The 19,772-nt window shown below is 66.4% G+C and carries 13 protein-coding genes; 3 read left to right on the top strand and 10 right to left on the bottom strand.

Annotated features, from left to right (window positions below; genetic code table 11):
- Positions 1-3: 3 nt before the first annotated feature.
- From Q0071_RS01310 to ahcY, 9 genes are all read right to left on the bottom strand, one after another.
- On the bottom strand, positions 4-1,635 hold the full coding sequence (locus Q0071_RS01310) for a M20/M25/M40 family metallo-hydrolase (RefSeq protein ID WP_298164425.1): 1,632 nt from the start codon (positions 1,633-1,635) through the stop codon (positions 4-6).
- 74 nt (positions 1,636-1,709) lie between these two features.
- On the bottom strand, positions 1,710-2,030 hold the full coding sequence (trxA, locus tag Q0071_RS01305; RefSeq protein WP_298164423.1) for a thioredoxin: 321 nt from the start codon (positions 2,028-2,030) through the stop codon (positions 1,710-1,712).
- Positions 2,031-2,096: 66 nt separating this feature from the next.
- A complete protein-coding gene (gene addA / locus Q0071_RS01300; RefSeq protein WP_298164420.1) occupies positions 2,097-5,579 on the bottom strand; it encodes a double-strand break repair helicase AddA in 3,483 nt (1,160 codons plus the stop codon).
- Positions 5,576-8,560, bottom strand: coding sequence for a double-strand break repair protein AddB (addB, locus tag Q0071_RS01295; RefSeq protein WP_298164417.1), 2,985 nt, complete (start codon positions 8,558-8,560; stop codon positions 5,576-5,578). Before addB ends, addA begins: the two co-directional genes overlap by 4 nt.
- Complete coding sequence (locus tag Q0071_RS01290) at positions 8,553-9,284, bottom strand: nucleotidyltransferase family protein (RefSeq protein WP_298164414.1); 732 nt, start codon at positions 9,282-9,284, stop codon at positions 8,553-8,555. Before Q0071_RS01290 ends, addB begins: the two co-directional genes overlap by 8 nt.
- The gene (locus Q0071_RS01285) at positions 9,281-10,282 is read right to left on the bottom strand and encodes a phosphotransferase (protein WP_298164508.1); all 1,002 of its coding nucleotides are present in this window, start codon (positions 10,280-10,282) and stop codon (positions 9,281-9,283) included. Before Q0071_RS01285 ends, Q0071_RS01290 begins: the two co-directional genes overlap by 4 nt.
- Positions 10,283-10,293: 11 nt before the next feature.
- A complete protein-coding gene (gene tsaE / locus Q0071_RS01280) occupies positions 10,294-10,743 on the bottom strand; it encodes a tRNA (adenosine(37)-N6)-threonylcarbamoyltransferase complex ATPase subunit type 1 TsaE (protein WP_298164411.1) in 450 nt (149 codons plus the stop codon).
- A gap of 47 nt (positions 10,744-10,790) precedes the next feature.
- Positions 10,791-13,151, bottom strand: a complete 2,361-nt coding sequence (locus tag Q0071_RS01275) for a PAS domain-containing sensor histidine kinase (RefSeq protein WP_298164408.1) — start codon at positions 13,149-13,151, stop codon at positions 10,791-10,793.
- Between the two features lie 138 nt (positions 13,152-13,289).
- Positions 13,290-14,708 (bottom strand): adenosylhomocysteinase, encoded by a 1,419-nt coding sequence (gene ahcY, locus Q0071_RS01270; RefSeq protein ID WP_298164405.1) that lies wholly within the window; start codon positions 14,706-14,708, stop codon positions 13,290-13,292.
- 426 nt (positions 14,709-15,134) lie between these two features.
- Between ahcY and Q0071_RS01265 the strand changes: the two genes are divergently transcribed.
- The 3 genes from Q0071_RS01265 (at position 15,135) to Q0071_RS01255 (ending at position 17,469) form a co-directional block, all read left to right on the top strand.
- The gene (locus Q0071_RS01265) at positions 15,135-15,614 is read left to right on the top strand and encodes a peroxiredoxin (protein ID WP_298164401.1); all 480 of its coding nucleotides are present in this window, start codon (positions 15,135-15,137) and stop codon (positions 15,612-15,614) included.
- A 151-nt stretch (positions 15,615-15,765) separates the two neighbouring features.
- Positions 15,766-16,764 carry a sterol desaturase family protein gene (locus Q0071_RS01260; RefSeq protein WP_298164398.1) on the top strand — a complete coding sequence of 333 codons (999 nt, stop codon included), beginning with the start codon at positions 15,766-15,768 and terminating at the stop codon, positions 16,762-16,764.
- A 3-nt stretch (positions 16,765-16,767) separates the two neighbouring features.
- On the top strand, positions 16,768-17,469 hold the full coding sequence (locus tag Q0071_RS01255) for a hypothetical protein (protein WP_298164396.1): 702 nt from the start codon (positions 16,768-16,770) through the stop codon (positions 17,467-17,469).
- Between the two features lie 37 nt (positions 17,470-17,506).
- Here Q0071_RS01255 and katG read toward each other — a convergent pair whose 3' ends face one another.
- A complete protein-coding gene (katG, locus tag Q0071_RS01250; protein WP_298164393.1) occupies positions 17,507-19,690 on the bottom strand; it encodes a catalase/peroxidase HPI in 2,184 nt (727 codons plus the stop codon).
- Positions 19,691-19,772 lie beyond the last annotated feature (82 nt).

Here is a 19,772-nt window from a genome sequence, read left to right as displayed (position 1 = left end):
CGCTTACTGCGAGGGATCACGCACCTTGAACGGATCAGTCGGCGCAGGCTGGCTCGGCAGCACGGCGCGCGGCAGTTCCTTGTCGCTGTTGGCGGCCTGCCACAGCATGCCCGCCATGACCACCGCCGCCTGCCGCATGTCGTCGGCGCGCATGTGGTCCACGGTATCGAGGTTGGAGTGGTGGACGCGGCTGTCGTAATCCAGCGGGTCCTGGATGAACTGGTAGCCCGGCAGCCCGATCGCCTGCATGAACACATGGTCGGTGCCGCCGGTCTTGCTCACCACCAGCTTGTCCGCACCCAGCATGTCAAACGGGCTGAGCCATTCCTTGAGCAGCTTTTCAGCGCCGAGATTGCCCTCGCTGTAGATGCCCCGGAACCGGCCCGAGCCGTTGTCCATGTTGAAATAGGCCTTGAGCTGGCTGTATTCCGGCTTCGGCGTGATCGGGAAGGCATTGCGCCATGCCGCATAGGAATCGATGCCCTTGAGCGCGGGATCGACCGGGCGGGTCGCAAGGTGCTGCTCGATATAGGCGCGGCTGCCCAGCAGGCCCTGCTCTTCGCCGCTCCACAGCACGAAGCGGATCGTGCGCTTCGGCTTCACGCCGAGCTTGGCAATCAGGCGCGCGGCCTCGAGCACCGTCACGCTGCCCGCGCCGTTGTCATTGGCGCCGTCACCCGCGATCCAGCTGTCGAAATGCGCACCAGCCATGACATAGCCGGCCTTGGGATCGCTGCCGGGGATTTCGGCCACCACGTTCTCTGCGCGCAAGTTGCTTTCGTCGTAGCGGGCCGCCACGGAAATCGCGATCTCAGGCGCTGCGCCCGTCTTGGCGAGGCGCACGAGCCTGCGATAGTCCTCTTGCGCCAGTTCGATCGCCGGAACCGCAAGAGTATCGCCGGGCTGGAAATCATAGCCCTCGCCGTGGATCAGCTTGCCATCGCGGTAGCTCATCTTGACCAGCGCCACTGCGCCCTCGGCCTTGAGGAATGCGGCGAGCTTGCCCAGAAAACGGCGATTGCGGACTTGCAGCGCCGTCGCGTCAGGATCGAACGCCGGTTTGGTATAGGTATCGAGCTCGGCAATCTCTGCGTCGGTATAGCGCTGGAAGACCGGCCCCTTGCTCTCGCTCGTCTGCCCGGGCAGCGAAACCAGCACGATCTTGCCGGCCAGCTTGCCCTTCCACTCGGCAAAGTGCTCCTCGCGCGACATCGGCGCGATCACGACCGACGCGCGCACGGTTCCGGCAGTGGCCGGCGACCAAGCGACCGGTATGGCGGTGAGCGGCAGCACGCGCGGGCTGACCATCGCCACCGAATAGCTGTCGAGATTCCATCCGAGCCCGAAATCGAACGGCTCGACATGGATATTGGCAAGTCCCTGCTTGCGCATCTGCTCCATCGCCCAGCTCTCCGCCTTGCGATGGTTCTCGGAATTGGTGAGGCGCGGCCCTATGCGGTCCATCAGCGCGGAGGCGGTGGTCATCGCCTCGCTGCGGTTCATGCCTTCATCGATGATGCGGGCAATCGCAGCGTTTTCGCCATCAGGCGCGGCCTGTGCGGTCAGCGGCGCGGCAGAAGCAAGCAGGCCGGCCGCAAGCAAAACGGCAAAGCGGCGATCAGGAAGGGTCGGCATCAAGGTGAGGCTCCGGGAGCAGGGGTGCAGACGTACAGTCTTGCACCCCGCTCGCGCCTTGCCAACCCGGTGTCTTAAAGAACGCTCTCCAGCCAGCCCTTGAGCTGGCTCTTCGGCGCGGCACCGAGCTTCTGGGCAACCGGCTTGCCGTCCTTGAACAGCACCATCAGCGGGATCGACTGCACGCCGATCTCGCCGGGAACACCGGTGTTTTCCATGATGTCCATCTTCACGATGGAAACCTTGTCGGCCAATTCTTCTGAAATCTCTTCCAGAGCAGGCGCGATCATCTTGCAGGGGCCGCACCAGTCCGCCCAGAAATCGACGAGAACGGGCTTGTCAGAGCCGAGCACATCGGCGGCGAAGCTGGCATCGGTAACGGCTTTGGTGGCCATATCAGGAAACTCCTTGGGGTTGGTGCGGTATGTAAGCGGTCTGGCGCGCTGCGCAAGAAAACAGCGCTAAAAGCTTTCCTGCGCGGCCTGAAGGGCAGGCTTGTGCGCCGTGATCACCTCGGGCGGGATCACGATCAGCCGGGGCGTGTGCGTGTAAAGCAAAGCGGCTTCCACGCGGCGCCCCGGATAGATCACCTCCAGCGCAGCAACATAGGCAGCCATCTGGCGCAGGCTGGCAAGCGGCACCTCGGCTATGCCCTCCGGCGGGCGGCGGTCGGTCTTGAAATCGACGACGCGAACGTGGGTCTCTGCCAGCAGCAACCGGTCGAGCGTACCGCTTACCACCCGCTCGCCGACGACAGCGGCAATCGGCACTTCCGCGAGCGATCCGGCGCCGAACACTTCGGCCCAGGCAGGTTCGCCCAGCACGCGCAGCGCCGCCGCCGCCATGGCTTCGCGCGCATCGTCGTCGAAATCGGCGGCCATGCGCGAAAGCCACTTTCGCGCGGCCCCCGCGCGGGCTTCAGGGGGCAGTTCCGGCAGGCGTTCGATCAGCTTGTGCAGCAGCGTGCCGCGCCGCGCCGCCATTCGGGCGGCAGGCCCCGGCGGCGAAGGCGGATCGGAGGCTTCGCCCGCCTCGCCCAGCCCAGATGGCGCGAGCGGACGCGGCGGGCGCGGCTCGGTAGGGAGCGGCGCGGCAAGCCAGGCGGGCAGGTCTTGGTCCGGCTCAGCCGGCGGAGGCGCAGCAGCGATTGCCGCCGGGAGCGGGCCGAGCCCGCCCAACTGACGCGAGGCGCCCCAGATCGGATCGTCGCGCCATACACCGTCTTCCTCACCAAACAGCGGCGCAAGCTGCGCGTACCAGCTTTCCGGCGGCGGCTCCTTCGCCTTGCTGCCCAGCGCGCCGCCGATGAACAGCGCTTCCTCGGCACGGGTCATGGCGACATAGAGCAGGCGCCAGTGCTCTTCCCGCTCGTCTGCCGCCGCCTTTTCGGCGGCTTCGCGGACCGGCCCCGCCTGTTCGCCCTTGCGCAAGGGCGGCAGCGGCACCTTGCGCCGCTCGTCCACCACCAGTTCTTCAAGCGCCAGCCCGCGCGGCATGGACTTGTCCGGATCGGCTGCCGCATCAGCCAGGATCACGATCGGCGCCTCCAGGCCTTTCGAGCCATGCACCGTCATCACGCGGACAAGATCGGCCTTCTGGCCCGCCTCCCGTTTCAGCTCGCCATCGCCCGCGTCGAACCACTGCAGGAAGCCGACAAGGCTCGGCGTCTGGCCGCCCGCATAGGCCATGGCGGCATTGATCAGCTCATCGATGGGATCATTGGCTTCCTCGCCGAGCCGCGCCACCAGCTTGCAGCGGCTCTGCCACGGCCCCACCAGCAGCCAGTGCAGCAATTGCGCCGGCGTGCCGAAATCGGCGCGGGCGAGCGCACCGCGCAGCTGCTCCAGCGCCGGATAGGTCGCGGGGCCCTCGGTCTGCCGAAGGTGATCCCACAGACGCACGCCCTTGGCGCGGTAGCCATGCTCCAGCAGCATGTCCTGCGACCAGCCCACCAACGGAGAAACCAGAAGTGAAGCGAGGTTGAGGTCGTCAAGCGGCTGCGCGCAGAAGCGCAATGCGGCGACCAGATCCTTCACCGCCAGCGGCGCGCCGAGCCGCAACCGGTCGACCCCCGCCACCGGCACCCCGCGCGCGTGGAGCCGTGCGACAATGAGGCCCGCCAGCGCCTTGCGCGACCGCACCAGCACCATGATATCGCCTGGTGTCGCCCGGCGCGGACCGCCCTTGTGCAGCGGAAAGTCGGTATCGAGCCAGCGGCGTACCTGCATCGCGATCTGGTCGGCCATCACCCGGTCCGGCCGCGAGAGCCAGGTCTCTGCGCCCTCATCGCCCTCGCCCGGCGGCGCGTCATCGTCGTCGTCAGCCGCGCCGCCGACAGTGTGCCAAAGCGTGACAAGGCCCGGACGCGCCTCGTCCCCGCGATGCACCTCGGGCGCTTCGGGCAGGCCGAACCGATCCGGACCGATCGCGTGGATCGCGCGGTCGACGAAGGCAAGCACCGAAGCCGCCGTGCGATAGGACCGGCCCAGCCCCAGCGGCAGCAGCGCCTTCGCCGGGTCTGCCGTGGCCTCGGCCAGCTCATCAAGCTGCCGCTTCACCCGTTCGCGCGCGGCAGCGAAGTTCTCCGGGCTCGTGCCTTGAAAGCCGAAGATCGCCTGCTTGTAGTCACCGACCACGAACAGCGTGCGGTTCACATCTTCCCGCTGCCCTTCGCCGCTGAAGAAATCGCCGACCAGACCATCGAGCACGATGCGCCATTGCGCGGTGTTGGTATCCTGCGCTTCGTCGACCAGTATGTGATCGAAGCGGCGATCCAGTTTGTAGCGGATCCATTCCGCCGGAGCCTGCTTCGTCAGCAGATCGGCCGCCGCGCGGATCTGGTCATCGAAATCGATGAAGCCCTCGCGCGCCTTCGCCTCGGCCCAGGCCAGCGCAAAGCGCCGGCCCAGCGTGAGCGCGGGATCGAGCCGCGCGGCGAGTGCGACCAGCGCGCGGCGCTCGAACACCGGCTCCAGCGCCGCGATCACACGCGCCTGATAGTCGGCATATGCTGGCTCATGCTTTTCAAGGTTCTTCGACGAGCGCGCGGTGCCAGCCTTGGTCAGGAACTGCCCGGCAAAATCATCGAGCCCGGCCATCCGCGCCGCCGGGCTTGCTTCCAGCCAATCGCGCATGATCGATGCGGCATCAAGGCCGGTTCGTGCCCCCCAGCGCTGGTTGGCCTCCATGCAGACTTCGACGGCGGAAACATCGAATGCCGCGTCGTGCAGCAGAGCGGCGAGCCCCGAACCGTCTTCCTCGGCATCCAGACCCAGCAGCCGGTTGATGCGCTGGCGCAGCGGCGGCTGCCATGCCCCCCGCCCTTCCCACAGCGCGTGGGCCGAGGCGCAGCGCAGCAGGAACGCCGGCACGGCATCCTCGCCCATGCGCAGGCTGAGGTCCTCCAGCGCGGCGAACAGCGCATCGTCGCCCTGCTCCTGCGCGGTGATCAGCAAGTCCGCCAGCACTTCGCGCAGCAGCAGATCGCGGTCGCGGTCCTCCATCGCGCGCGTGCCGGGGACGAGTCCCGCCTCGGCCGGGAACGCACCGAGCAGCCACTGCGAAAACGCATGGATCGTCTCGATCCTAAGGCCACCACCGGGGCAATCGAGCACCGCGGCAAACAGGCTGCGCGCGCGCGCGGTCACCGCCGGACCATAGGACGCGCCGATCGCCCTGAGTTCTGCGGCCAATTCGATTTCCGGCAGCCGCACCCAGCGCGCCAGCACATCATTGACGCGCGTCGCCATTTCGGCGGCGCCCGCCTTGGTAAACGTGAGGCAGAGGATCTGATCCGGCGAGACCCCGTCCTGCAGCAGCAAGCGCAGCACCCGTGCAGACAGGACCTGCGTCTTGCCCGTACCGGCAGAGGCCGATAGCCACACCGTCCGCTCGGGCTGCACGGCAAGGCGCTGGTTGTCCTGAAGCGGATAGACCTTGCTCATGCCGACGTCGCCCCCCGCCCCTGCCACTCTTCGAGCCGCATCAGCTGGTCATAGTCGGTATAGCCGGGCAGATCCGGATTGGGCCGCGCGGTAAAGGGTTCCGAGCCCAAAATCCACTTGTCGATGGCCTCGATCAGGAAGGCCTCCGTCGTCGCCACAAACTCCTCGCGCGGCAGGCCGGTTATCTTGCGACCGCCTGGCACCGGCTCCTCGCAATAGCCGAAGGTGTCCACCTTCTTCTGCAGCGACCAGTATTCGAACCCATGCGCCTTGCCGCCCAGCGCTGCAAACCCGCCGCGCTCGGCGATCAGCGCGACAAGGCCAAGCTGCAGCGCATAGCCTTCCTGCACCATCTTGCCCGATGGCGGCTTGCCCGTCTTGTAATCGACCACCGCCAACGTGCCATCGGCGAGGCGGTCGATCCGGTCTGCCCGGCCATGGATCGTCACGCCCTTGATCTCGGTCGCACCGGTCTTCTCCCACAGCACCGGCTGCCGGCCCTGCACGGCGAGTTCGGCGTTGTGGTCCTCCACCCATTGCAGCGCCGCCAGCAGCCTGGGCCGCCACAGCCCGCGCATGAAGGGGTGTGCGCTCAGGTCGGCCAGAGTGCGCTCGGCCAGCGGCAAGAGTTCGCCGCGCGTGCTGCCGCCATCGTGCCACTGCTGCAGCACCGCGTGCACCACCGTGCCGCGCCACGCCGCTGTCGGCGCGGCATCGAGCGGATCGAGCCTGCGCAGGCCCATGATCGCCTGAGCATAGAACTGGTAGGGATCGCCCCGCAGCCGGTCGAGCGCGGTCGAGGCGATGCTGACACGGCGCTGCTCCGCGCTCGGCATGGGCTCGGGCTGCGGATAAGCTGACGCAGCCGGAGCCTTGTCGAGCGCGCGGGCAATGCGCACCGCTTCCGTCTCGCGCTCCAGCTCACGCCCCAGCATCGCGCGGAAGCGCAGCAGGAAGCGCGAGGGGATTACCGGCCCGGACGCGTCGCGCGCCGCATGGCTCAGCACGACTTCCGGCGCGCCCAGCGCTGCGGCCAGATCATGCGCAGCAAGCCCGATGCGGAAGTCGGCGCCGGGAATGCCCAGCGCGCGCATCACCGGGGGTGCCAGCAGGGGATCGGGCGCGGGCGCAGCGGGCCATTTGCCCTCGGTCATCCCGGCGCAGATCACCAACTCGGCCCGGCTCATCCGCGCTTCGAGCAAGCCGTAAATGGAAAGGCGCGGATGGCCGCCATAGGGAGGGCGCACTGCGATCTCGGCAAGCGCATCGCTTAGCAGTGCGTGCAGATCGGCTGGCTCCACCGGCAGCGGGATGCCTTGCGCCGCCTCGCGCCATTGTTCGATGAAAGCTGCCAGCGCGCGCCCGTCGGCCTCACCCCAGATCGCCGCACCGCACAGGGCCTCTGCCACTTCGGCCAAGGTATCGAGCCCAAGAGCCAGCGAAGGCGGCACCGCATCGTCCGTCAGCGGCGCCAGAATGGCCGCTACCTCGTCCCACCATGCAGCAAGGCCGGGGTAGGCCTTCTCTCTCGCTGCCACGGCGCTGCGCACAGCCTCCAGTCCCGGCCCCGGACGCGGCCCGCGCAGCGCGAGATCGAGCTGTCGCACACGCTCCAGCCACGCCGCGCGCTCTTCGCCGCGCCGCACCAGCGGATGGCCCAGCAGCGCCAGCAGCGGCACCGGGGCCGCAGCGGTCGCGGCAATCTCGGCGAGCTGGAGCAGCAGCCGCCCCGCCGGCATTTGCGATAGTGGCCGGCCCGCCGTGTCGTCTGCCGCGATCCCCCAGCGCTCCAGATGCGCGACGAGCCGCTGCGCCAGATCGCGGTCCGGCGTGATCACCGCCACGCGCTTTTCCGGCTCGGCCAAGGCCTGCCGCACCATCACCGCAACCGCTTGCGCCTCTTCTTCCGGGTGTGCGGTCTCCATCAGGCGCACGCCCGAAAGCCGCCGGGCTTCCGCGGGCAGCTCGGCCCAGACCGTGCTCGCCTCGGGCGGCAGGAACAGGTTCGAGATTGCCCGGCTGCGCGCAGGTGGCGCGGCCGCCGGACCGGAGCGGTGCCACGCCTGCACTTCCCCGCGCGCAATTCCCATGCGCGCCAGCAGGAGCTTGAGGTGATATTGCGGATGCGTCGTCACATCGCCGCGCGCGAAGACGGGCGCATCGGGCCGCTCGGTATTGCCCGCTACGCCCAGCGCGTCCCAGACTGCATCAGGCAATGCCAGATCGAGATCGGGCAGGATCACCGCGCCTTGCGGCAATTCCGAAACCACCCGTAGCAATCGCGCGACCGCAGGCGCTGCCGATGTCACGCCCGCAGCCACAACCGGAAAAGGCGGTGGCTCACGCCGCCAACGCTCGGCCACATGTGCCAGCAGGCGGCCCCGCCGCACCGGCGCATCGATCTCACCGCGCTCCTCGCACCGGGCCTGCCAATGCGCCAGAATGCGGGCGAATTGCGCAGTCCCTCGCCGCCAGTGCTCCGCCAGTTCGCCGACCAGCCCGACCACTTCAGGGTCGAGCAGCGCCTCCAGCGCGACATCCTCGACCGCGAGCCTGTCCATCGCCTGTGCCAGCGAACGCGCCTGCCGCAAGAGCCCCGGCGCGGATGTTGCGCGCGTATCGGGATCGCTGCGGAGCATGTCTGCCAGCGCCAGCAGCCGCGCGGTGGGATCGGCCGCCGGTGGCAGGTCGGCGCCCTCACCCAGCGGATCGAGCAGCGGCCCCAGCGTCTCGTCGAGATCGAGATCGCCCACCACTGCCATGCGCGGGAGCAGGAGGCCGCCAGCGCCGCCTTCTGCGCCGCTCGCACGGATGAAAGCCTCGGTCACGATGCGCACGGCGCGGCGGGTTGGCAGCAGCAGAGTCAGCCGCGCCAAGCCGAAGCCTTCCTCGCGATAACGGGGGATGAGCCCCGCCACGAGTGCGTCGGCAAAGCCGCGGTGCGCGGCAATCGAATAGACGCCGGGCCCTCGCTCAGCCACGCTGCAAGGCGGCCTCGGTCGGCGCGATCATCTCGGGCGCGCCGACTTCGAACCAGAGGCCGTTGTGCGAAATGCCATAGAGCCGCCCTTCCGCGATGGCGCGGTCCCACAACACACCGGTGGAAAAGGCCCCCTGCGGGGCATCGCGCAGCAAGCGCTGCGAGACGATCTGAATGCCCGTATAGATGAACGGCGCCACCCGGCCGGGCTTGCGGCGGCTGATTCGGCCCAAGGGATCAAGGTGGAAATCACCGCGCCCCGTATAGTTGAATGCCCGCGCGTGGCTGACGAGCAGCAGCAGCGCGTCCATCTGCGCCGGATCCCACGCCGCGCTCAAGGCCGCAAACACGTTCTGCGGCCCATCAAGCCAAACGTTGTCGCTATTGAGGCAGAAGAACGGATCGGCAGCGATCAGCGGCAGCGCCTTGACCATGCCGCCGCCCGTCTCGAGCAGCGCCTCGCGCTCGTCCGAAACGGCGAAGGCAGGCGCGCTGCGCTGGGCAAGATGCGCCTCGATCTGCCCGGGCAGGTAATGCACGTTGACCACCGCGCGCGAAACTCCCGCTTCGACCAGCTTGTCGAGGCTGTGGTCGATCAGGGCACGACCATTGACGCGAACCAGCGGTTTGGGCCGGGTGGCAGTCAGCGGACGCATCCGTTTGCCGATTCCGGCTGCGAGCACCATCGCGACATCGCTGGCCAAAGAACGATCGAGCTTCGTCATGCCGGGAATGTCCCGCCAAGCCGCTTCGCCGGGTCGCGCAGGTCCGCCGGCACGTTGGCATCGAACCAGCGCGCAACAGGGGCCAGCACCGGATGCGCCAGATCACGCTCCAGCAGGCCCCATACGCGCGGGATGTAATCGAGGTAGCGCGGCTTTCCATCGCGCCGCCACAACCGTACGAAAATGCCCACGATCTTTGCATTGCGCTGTGCGCCGAGCCGCGCATAGTCCTCAGCAAAATGGGCGTCCGCGCCGCTTACCGCGATATAGTGGTCGAGCATGGCCTGCTCGATTGCCGGATCGACATCGCGCCGGGCATCCTGCAGCAACGATACGAGATCGTAGGCCGCGTGTCCGACCAGCGCGTCTTGGAAATCGAGCAGGCCCTGCTTGTCGATCCCGCCATGAAGCATGATGTTCTCGGCATGATAGTCGCGCAGCACCGTCACACCCGGACGCTGGCGCGATAACAGCGGGCCGAGCACTTGCTCCCACGCCTGCGTCCAACCGGCATGATCGACGCCAAGCCCCTGCACCGGGCAATACCATTCGACGAACAACCGCGCCTCGCGCTGGTACTCGGCAAGCGAGTAGAGCGTGAATGGCCCGGGCGGCAGGCGGTGTAATTGCAGCAGCGCATCGACCGCATGAGTGTAGACCTCGCGCTCGTCCTGCGGCCAGGCATCGACGTATTCGCGCATGCGCACTTCGCCGAAATCCTGCAGCAGCACGAATCCCTTTGCCGCATCCTCGGCAAAGATCTGCGGCGCGCGCATGCCGTTGGCGTCAAGCCAGCGCGCGGCACGCAGAAACGGTTCGGGATCCTCACCCGGCGGCGGCGCATGCATAAGCATGGCGGTCGCGCCGGGACGTCGCAGACGGAAATAGCGCCGCGCCGAAGCATCGCCGGGGATCGGCTCGACCACGGCAGTGCCCCAGCCAGCGGCGGCAAGAAACGGGTGCGCGCCCTCGGGAAGAGCGCTTTCAGGGGCCTGCATTGCAGTGGAGGTCACGTCCATCCTCTGCGCTCTAGCCAATCCGGCCCCGCCTCGACAATGGCGACGCGCTCGTTTTCAAGGATTTCCAGCCTTATCGACAAACACGCCGGTTCATGCGCGAAACCGCCGGCGTGTTCAGGCCATTCCGCGATCAGCACGGCATCGGCGCGGTAGTCGTCGAGGCCGAGTTCGGCTGCCTCCTCGGGGTCTTCAAGCCGGTAGAAATCGGCATGGACCACGCGCATCCGCAGCGCCGGGGGATCATAAACCTCGATGATCGCGAAGCTGGGGCTGGGCACTTCGCTCTGGTAGCCAAGCGCCGCAATAATCGCGCGCGCAAGCGTTGTCTTGCCCGCGCCGAGCCCGCCGCTGAGCGCGATCACATCGCCGGGATGCAGCAGCGTGGCAATCCGGCGGGCGAGTGCGTCGGTCGCGGAAAGGTCCGGGAGCGGTATGATCATGGCCAGAACTCCTTCACGGCCCAAATTCCCTCATGGTCCAAATTCTCTTATGGTAACGTCACCACGGCGCTGGTTCCCTCACCCTTTTCAGAAAGCAGTTCGAACGAACCGCCATGCGCGGCGACAAGCTGGCGAACGAGTGGCAGGCCGACCCCGCCGCGCCGCTCGACCGAACGACCGTCAGCGCTGATCTTGAGTCCTTCGAGCGCGCGGGCAAGTTGCGCCGGGTCCATCCCCTGCCCATTGTCGGAGACGACCACCTGCAGCGCACCTTTCCCGGCCTTGCCGCCCTTTCGGCGCGAGGCTTCGACAAGAATGCGCCCGCCCTTTGGGGTCGCGGTGATCGCATTGTCGATCAGCTGGCCGAACAGCCGCCGCAGTCGCTTGCGGTCACCGGTTGCGCTGCCGATGGCGGCACTCCCCCGCAAGTCGAGCGTGATCCCGGCCTCGGTCAGCCGCTCCGCCCGCTCGCGCACCACATCGCCCAGCAGCGGAAACAGATCGACCGGCTCGGCCGCCAGCGGCAGCGTACCCGCCTCGCTCTGCGAAAGATCGAGCACATTCTCGATCTGCTCGCCAAGCCGCTCGACCGACGTGAGGATTGCACTCACGTACTCCTGCGCCTGCGGGGTGAGGTCGCCTGCGATCCCGCTCTGCAGCAGTTCGGCAAACCCGCCGATCGAGGTGAGCGGGGTGCGGAATTCATAGCTCATGTTGGCGATGAAGCGCGTCTTGACTGCATCCGCTTCGACCAGCGCCGCATTGCGTTCGCGCAGCGCCGCCTCGGCCTTCTCGGAATCGGTTATGTCGAGCACGGTGAGCAGCCCGTTGCCATCGGGCAGCGGCACGCCCGCGATCGCGAACGAGCGTCCATCGGCGAGCAGGATGCGCCCGCTCTGCTGCTTGCGCTCCAGCGATGCGGACTGGATCACCTGGCCAATCGTGCTCACTTGCGCGGGGCGCTTGAGCATCTTGGCCATCCGGCTGAGCAGCGCATCGGCGCGCGGATGCGTGGCGAGAAATTCCTCCTCCAGCCCCATTTCGCTCGCAAAGCGCCGGTTCCACAGCTGCAGGCGGCCATCGGGGCCGAACACCGCCAGCGATTCAAACAGATTGTCGAAGGTTGCCGTGCGCGTGCGCAGCAAGGTATCGCGGGTCGCGGAAAGCTGGAGCTGCTCGGTGCGATCCTCGAAGATCATGAGGAGGCCGCCGTCCGGCATCGGCTGACCGATCACGCGCAGATGAGTGCCGTCGCCGAGGTGCCATGATTCCTCCCGCGGCTCGCGCGAAAGGAACCAGCCCTGCCGCTCGCGCCGCCATTCCGGAAAGTCGCGCACTTCGGGCAGGCGCGCGCTGTCGCGCATGCGGTCGAGCACGCGGTCGAACGGCGGCGTATCGACCACCCAGGCCTGCGGCACGCTGAAGATGCGCAGGAACGGCTGGTTGGCGAAGACCAGATTGCGCTTCTCGTCGAACTGCGCGATCCCCGCCGAGAGCGTATCGAGCATCTCGCGCTGCGCTTCGCGGAAGCGGCGGAACTGGCGCTGCAACTCCTCCATTTCCTCGGTATCGACCGCATAGCCGGCAACCCCGTCGTCGCCCAACGGGAGATCCGAAACGCGGATCGACCGGCGCTGCCCGCCGATGGTCGCCGAGACCACCCGCTCGACGGCGAGGCGGCGGTTGAAGACCTGCTGGGCGATCTTGGCCGCGCTCACCCCATCGATCGGCTCGATCAGTTCGGTTCCTGCGGAGACCACATCCGCCGCGCTGGAGGCCCCGACTGCCTTGACATAGGCGCTGTTGACGAGCCGCAGCGCCATGTCCGGTCCGCGGAACCACATCGGCAGCGGTGCCGCCTCGATCAGGCCTGCCAGCGCGGAAAAATCGGCCCGCGCAGAGGCGGCCTCGGCGCGCAACCGGCGCAGCTCTGCCACGCTTTCGGTAAAGTCGAAGAACCACACCAGCGCCGCGCCGCCCGGGGAGACCTGCGGATCGGCGAGATGGCCCCGCGCACCAAGGCTGCGCTTGCCGCCGCGCGGGCTCAGCGCCAGCTCGAATGGCGCGCCGGTCTTTTGCGCCTTGCGCACCGCATCGCTGAGCTGCGAGAGCTGAACTTCGTCGAGCCCCACTTCACCGGCATCCAGTTCGCTGAGGAAACCGGGCACTGCGTCGAGGCCGAGCCAGCTCGCAAGCCGCGAGGGCCCCTCGATTCGTCCGTCCGCCCGCACAAGCAGGGGCAGCGCGGGCGCTTCCTCGATCATGCGCGAAAGCCGGCGGGCCAGCCGCTGCGTCGCTTCGGCCCGGGCGAGGCGCGCGCGGGCAGACAGCACCGCCCACGCGGCTCCCAGCGTCCAGGCCGCAAGGACAAGCGCAACAAGAACAAGGGCAAACGGCGGCAGGACCATCCCTGCTTGGCTAGGGTGCGGCGCGGCAAATTACAATGTCAGGCAGGCCACAAGCTGTGGGGTGGGCGCACGAAAAAGGCCCGCGCATCAGCGCGGGCCTCGTTCCGTCCAGTGGAGGCCGCAGACCTCCAGCGAAGCTTAGTAGCGATAGTGGTCCGGCTTGAACGGGCCCTGCTCAGGCACGCCGATGTAGGCCGCCTGCTTTTCGCTCAGCTTCGAGAGCTGCACGCCAAGCTTGGCGAGGTGCAGCGCCGCGACCTTCTCGTCGAGGTGCTTGGGCAGCACGTACACGTCGTTCTTGTACTGCTCGGGGTTGGTGAACAGTTCGATCTGCGCCAGCGTCTGGTTGGTGAAGCTCGCGCTCATCACGAAGCTGGGGTGGCCGGTGGCGCAGCCCAGGTTCACCAGGCGGCCCTTGGCGAGAATGATGATCTGCTTGCCGTCCGGGAACTCGACGAGGTCAGTGCCCGGCTTCACTTCGGTCCACTTGTAGTTGTCGAGCGCCGCAATCTGGATCTCGCTGTCGAAGTGGCCGATGTTGCACACGATCGACATCGGCTTCATCGCCTTCATGTGATCGGCGGTGATCACATCCTCGTTGCCGGTTGCGGTCACGAAGATGTCGCAGCGCTTGACCGCCTCGTCCATCGTCACGACTTCATAGCCTTCCATCGCCGCCTGCAGCGCGCAGATCGGATCGATTTCGGTGACCATGACACGCGCGCCGCCGTTGCGGAGCGAAGCGGCCGAACCCTTGCCGACATCGCCGAAGCCGGCAACGCAGGCGACCTTGCCGGCGAGCATGGCATCGGTGGCGCGGCGGATCGCGTCGACCAGCGATTCCTTGCAGCCATAAAGGTTGTCGAACTTCGACTTGGTCACCGAATCGTTCACGTTGATCGCGGGGAACGGCAGCTTGCCTTCCTTGGCGATCTGATAGAGCCGGTGGACGCCCGTGGTGGTCTCTTCCGAGACGCCCTTGATGTTCTTGACCGTCTCGGTCAGGTAGCCCGGCTTCGCCTTGAGGAAGGCCTTGAGCGCGCGGACGAACTCGATCTCTTCGGCGTTGCTCGGCTCGAACAGCGTCTCGCCAGCCTCAACGCGGGCGCCCCACAGCGCGAACATGGTGGCATCGCCGCCATCGTCGAGGATCATATTGGCAGTCTGGCCCGGGGTTTCGGCGTCCCAAGTGAAGATCGAACCGACATAGTCCCAGTACTCGGCGAGGCTCTCGCCCTTGATCGCGAAGACCGGCACGCCCGACGCGGCAATCGCGGCGGCGGCGTGGTCCTGCGTCGAGAAGATGTTGCAAGTCGCCCAGCGCACTTCGGCGCCGAGCGCAGTCAGCGTCTCGATCAGCACGGCGGTCTGGATCGTCATGTGGAGCGAGCCGGTAATGCGCGCGCCCTTGAGCGGCTGCGACGCGCCGAACTCCTCGCGCAGGGCCATGAGGCCGGGCATTTCGGTCTCGGCAATCCTGATTTCGGCGCGCCCGAAATCGGCAAGGCCGATATCGGCGATCACATAGTCTTTCCGGGCGTCAAGCACGCTGGCCACGAGGCAGTCTCCAAGATTGCAGATCAAACGAAAAAGCCCGCCAAGACGATGGCAGGATTGCCACTCTCTTAGCGGGCCTCTCACCAATGCGCAATGGGGATATAAAGAAGTCTTTATATCACCTTCGGGCGGTACCTGATCGTATTCGCCGGATGGGATGCTCGGCCACCTGCGCCAACTCCTCGCCGCCATATTCCGCAAGCGCCGCGGTGATCGGCGCAAGGCTGTCCAGCCGCATGTCCCAAAATTGCCCACAAAGCCTCCCGACTTCGGGAACCGGAAGCGCGCTCGGGATTCACCCGTCCTTCAAGACTCGCGGCGAAGCGGACTTACCATCCCGGCGGCGGTTGCGCTGTCACATACCGGGCCTATATCGGCCCATGCGCATCAACGCACAGATCAACACAACAAAGAGGATCCTTGCCCATGACGATTGCGGTTGGAGACAAGCTGCCTGACGTGAAGCTGGTGAAAGCCACTGCCGATGGCATCGATGCGGTGCAGTCCGCTGAATACTTTGCCGGCAAGCGCGTTGCGCTGTTCTCGGTCCCCGGCGCCTTCACCCCCACCTGCTCGGCCAAGCACCTGCCCGGCTTTGTGCAGAAGGCCGACGAGATCCGCGCCAAGGGCATCGACGAGATCGCCTGCACCGCCGTGAACGATCCCTTCGTGATGAAGGCCTGGGGCGCCGCCGCCGGTTCGGCCGACGTCACCATGCTGGCGGATGGCAACGGCGATTTCGCCAAGGCGCTCGGCCTCACGATGGATGGCACCGGCTTCGGCCTCGGCATTCGCGGCCAGCGGTTCGCCATGGTCGTCAACGATGGCACAGTCGAGCAGATCCATGTCGAAGCGCCGGGCGACTTCAAGGTTTCCTCGGCCGAGTATGTGCTCGAGAACCTGTGACGTAATAAATCGTAATACTCATGCCGCAGTGCAGCGCATACGGCGCGGCACTGCGGCATGAACTGGCCCTAAAGCGCCGATGCTACGGGCTTGACGACCGTCAAATATTTGCCATCCTCCCGCTCGCTGCACCGCACCATGGGGACGCGTGATGGACGGTATTCGAGTCGGAAAACGGATTGTTGGCACCCAGTCGCCGGTAACGATCGGGTGGGACAACATTCCCAAGGTCGAGGGCGGGCCGTTCAAGCGCCTGTTCTTCACCTGGTTTCAGCCCGCCGTCTTCTTCGGGATGATCGCTTTCTGGTACTATGCGCCGAATTCCATCGCGAAGGCATCGACCGCGATCGGTATCGGGATCGGCTTCCGCGTAATCCTGCAGATCCTCGAACTCACCAACCCGCGCCACAAGAGCTGGCAGATCACCTGGAAAGAACTGGCGACCGACCTGTTCTATGTCGGCGTATCGGCCACCATGGTGAATCTTGCGGAAAACTACATCGGCAGCGATGTCGCGATCGAGGCGATCCAGGGCGGCCTGCATCTTGAAAAATTCGCGTGGTTTACGGGATTGCCGCTGCTTTTGCAGGCTTTCCTGATCATCTTCATCTTCGATTTCGGCCAGTACTGGATGCATCGCGGGATGCACAACTGGTACCCGCTGTGGCTGCCGCACTCGGTGCACCACTACATCACCCAGCTCAACGTTCATAAAGGCGCGGTGGGCAATCCGGTGGAGCTGTTCCTGATCGGGCTCGGCATCGGCGGCCTGTTCGATTTCCTGCCGCGCGCGTTCTTGCTGGCGGGTGCCATCGGCATGTCGGTGGGCGCCTACCAGCACATCAATGTGCGCTTCAACAGCCCGCGCTGGTGGCGCTGGACGTTCAACACCACCGAGCATCACAGCCTGCATCATTCGCAGGACTTTGAATCGACCCGCAGCAACTACGCCAACACCTTCATCTTCATCGACCGCATGTTCGGCACCTGCATCGATGGTGAGGCAGAGCTGCTCGGCATGGAAGGCGGCCGCCGCATGTCGATCCGCGAGCAGATGCTCTATCCGTTCACCGAAGGGTTGAAAGCGTGGAAGGAGCGCAGATCGCGCGAGCCGTTCTTCGTGGATCACACTGCGGTCCCGGCGGAATAGCACGTGGCATCGCTCGGCGTATCGGGGATGGAAGCCCGCCCCTCCCCTGCCGAAAAGGCCTCGCTCCGGCGGCTGCTCACATGGATCTGGCAGATCCGCGGCGAAGTTCCGCTTCCCGCCGGCCAGAGCGCGGAAGAGGCGTTCGCGCGGCTCGATCCGCTCTTCGCCCATGCTGGAACCACCCACGCCCGCATGGGTGAAACGCTTCGGGTGACCAAGAAGCATCAACTGGCGCAGGATCCGCTGTCGATCGTCGATTCCGGCACGCTGCGGATCGAGGCAGCGGGCGAAGGCGCTGTGCTGCGCTACCATCTCGTCAGCCGTGCGCTGCTCTATTGCTTCCTTGCCCCGCTGCTGTTCCTCGCGGTTGGCCAGCTCACGGTTTTCCTCGGCACGCTCGAAAAGCCCAAGACCGAGGAAAAGGGGAAGAAGGACGACGCCAAGAAGGACAAGAAGGGCGAGATCCAGCTCAACCCGGTCGACAAGTTCCTCGGCGCGCCCGCTCCCGAAAAGCCCAAGGATGAGAAGAAGCACGCCGCGAAGGGCGCCGGGGACAAGAAAAAGGACGGGGATGAGGAGAAGAAGGGCTTCTCGCCCACGCCTGCCTATGTCTTTGCCAGCATCTTCGCAGCCCTCTGGCTGCTCGGCCGGGTGCTTGAACCATGGCTGATCAAGCGGCTGTTCAAGCGCAGCCTCGCGGACTGAGCCGCCGGGCACACGATGTGCCCGGCGGGTTCAACCATCACGGCAGATCGAAGCGATCCGCGTTCATCACCTTGGTCCAGACCTTCACGAAATCGCGCAGGAACTTCGCGTTGCCGCCCGCTTCGGCATAGACTTCCGCCACCGCGCGCAGCTGGCTGTTCGATCCGAACACCGAATCGGCCCGGCTCGCCCGCCAATTCACTTCGCCGGTCGCGCGGTCGCGGCCAGTGAAGAGCTCCTCGCCGCTGCCTTCCACCGCGCTCCACACAGTGCCCATGTCGAGCAGATTGACGAAGAAGTCGTTGCTCAGCACGCCCACCCGGTCGGTGAACACCCCAAGGTCGCTGCCACCCTGGTTTGCACCCAGCACCCGCAGACCCGCCACGAGCACGGCCATTTCCGACGCCGACAGACCCAGCAGCGAAGCCCGGTCGATCAGCAGTTCCTCCGTCTTCACCGAGTGCTTTGCCGCGAGGTAGTTGCGGAAGCCATCGGCGCGTGGCTCCAGCACTGCAAAGCTTGCCGCATCGGTCCATTCAGCGCTCGCGTCGCCGCGTCCGCCGGTGAAGGGCACCGCACCATCGAAACCGCCTGCCCTCGCCGCCGCTTCGACAGCGGCCGTGCCGGCCAGCACGATGGCATCGGCCAACGAGAGGTTCCCGCGAAGGCTATCAATCACGCCGAGGACCTGGGCGAGTTCTGCGGGATCGTTCACCGCCCAGTCCTTTTGCGGGGCCAGGCGGATGCGCGCGCCGTTGGCGCCGCCGCGGTGATCGGTGCGGCGATAGGTCGAAGCCGAAGCCCAGGCCGCCTTGATCAGCGCCGCAGGTGCCAGGCCCGATGCAAGGATCGCTTGCCTGAACGCCGCGATCTCGCCTTCAAGCGGCATCCGGCCAGCCGGCACCGGATCCTGCCAGATCAGATCTTCCGCCGGGACTTCGGGGCCAAGGTAGCGCGCCTTTGGCCCCATGTCGCGGTGGGTCAGCTTGAACCAGGCCCGCGCGAAGGCATCCTTGAACGCTTCGTGATCGTGGCGGAACCGCTCGGCAATCGCGCGGAACTCGGGGTCCATCTTGAGCGCCATATCGGCGGTCGTCATCATCGTCGGCACGCGCCGCGCCGGATCATCCGCCGCCGGCGCCATGTCCTCCTCGCGCTGGTCAACCGGCTGCCACTGGTGCGCACCTGCGGGCGAGCGGACCAGTTCGTAGTCATAGTCGAGCAGCAGGCGGAAGTAGTTGCCCGACCATTCCGTCGGCGTGTTGACCCACGCGCCCTCGATGCCGCTGGTAATCGCATCGCCGCCGACGCCGCTGCCGTGGGTGCTCAGCCAACCGAACCCTTGCGCGGTGATGTCCGCCGCTTCCGGAGCCGGGCCGACCAGCGCGGCATCACCTGCGCCGTGGGCCTTGCCGAAGGTGTGGCCGCCCGCGGTGAGTGCGGCGGTTTCTTCCAGATCCATCGCCATGCGCGCGAACGTGATCTTGATGTCGCGCGCGGACGCCAGCGGATCGGGCACCCCGCCCGGTCCTTCGGGGTTCACATAGATCAGCCCCATCTGGATCGCAGCGAGCGGTTCTTCGAGCTCCGTGCCCTTGTCAGGCTGGATGCGCGTTTCGGCGGAATCGACCCACTTCGATTCCTGCCCCCAGTAGATGTCGCGCTCGGGCTCGTAGACGTCGGCCCGGCCGCCGCCGAAGCCGAACACCGGCCCGCCCATCGATTCGATCGCGACATTGCCCGCGAGCACGAAAAGGTCCGCCCACGAGATGTGCTTCCCGTACTTCCGCTTGATCGGCCAGAGCAGCCGCCGCGCCTTGTCGAGGTTGCCATTGTCGGGCCAGGAATTGAGCGGGGCAAACCGCTGCTGCCCGCTATTGGCGCCGCCGCGCCCGTCAGCGGTGCGATAGGTGCCCGCCGCGTGCCACGCCATGCGGATGAAGAACGGGCCGTAGTGCCCATAATCCGCCGGCCACCATGGCTGGCTATCGGTCATCAACGCGGTGAGATCGGCCTTGAGCGCTGCGTAGTCGAGCGCCTTGAAGGCTTCGGCATAATCGAAGCCGGGATCGGTCGGATCGGGCGAAACGCCGCCCTGATGGAGAATATCGACCGGCAGCGCCTCGGGCCACCAGTCCTTGTTGGTACGGCCCAGAAGGGCGCGCGCGGCGTCCTTGTGGACTGGGCAACCGCCCGCTGCATCGCCGGTCTGCATGTTCATGGTGAATGACTCCATCGCGTATTCGATGGAACAAAACTACGCCTACACGCTTTCAGCCGGAAGCGAGTAAAGTTCATCGCAG

This window comes from Novosphingobium sp., assembly GCF_027486195.1.
In the GTDB taxonomy this organism is placed as follows: Bacteria; Pseudomonadota; Alphaproteobacteria; order Sphingomonadales; family Sphingomonadaceae; genus Novosphingobium.
This window is presented reverse-complemented; position numbering and strand designations above follow the sequence as displayed.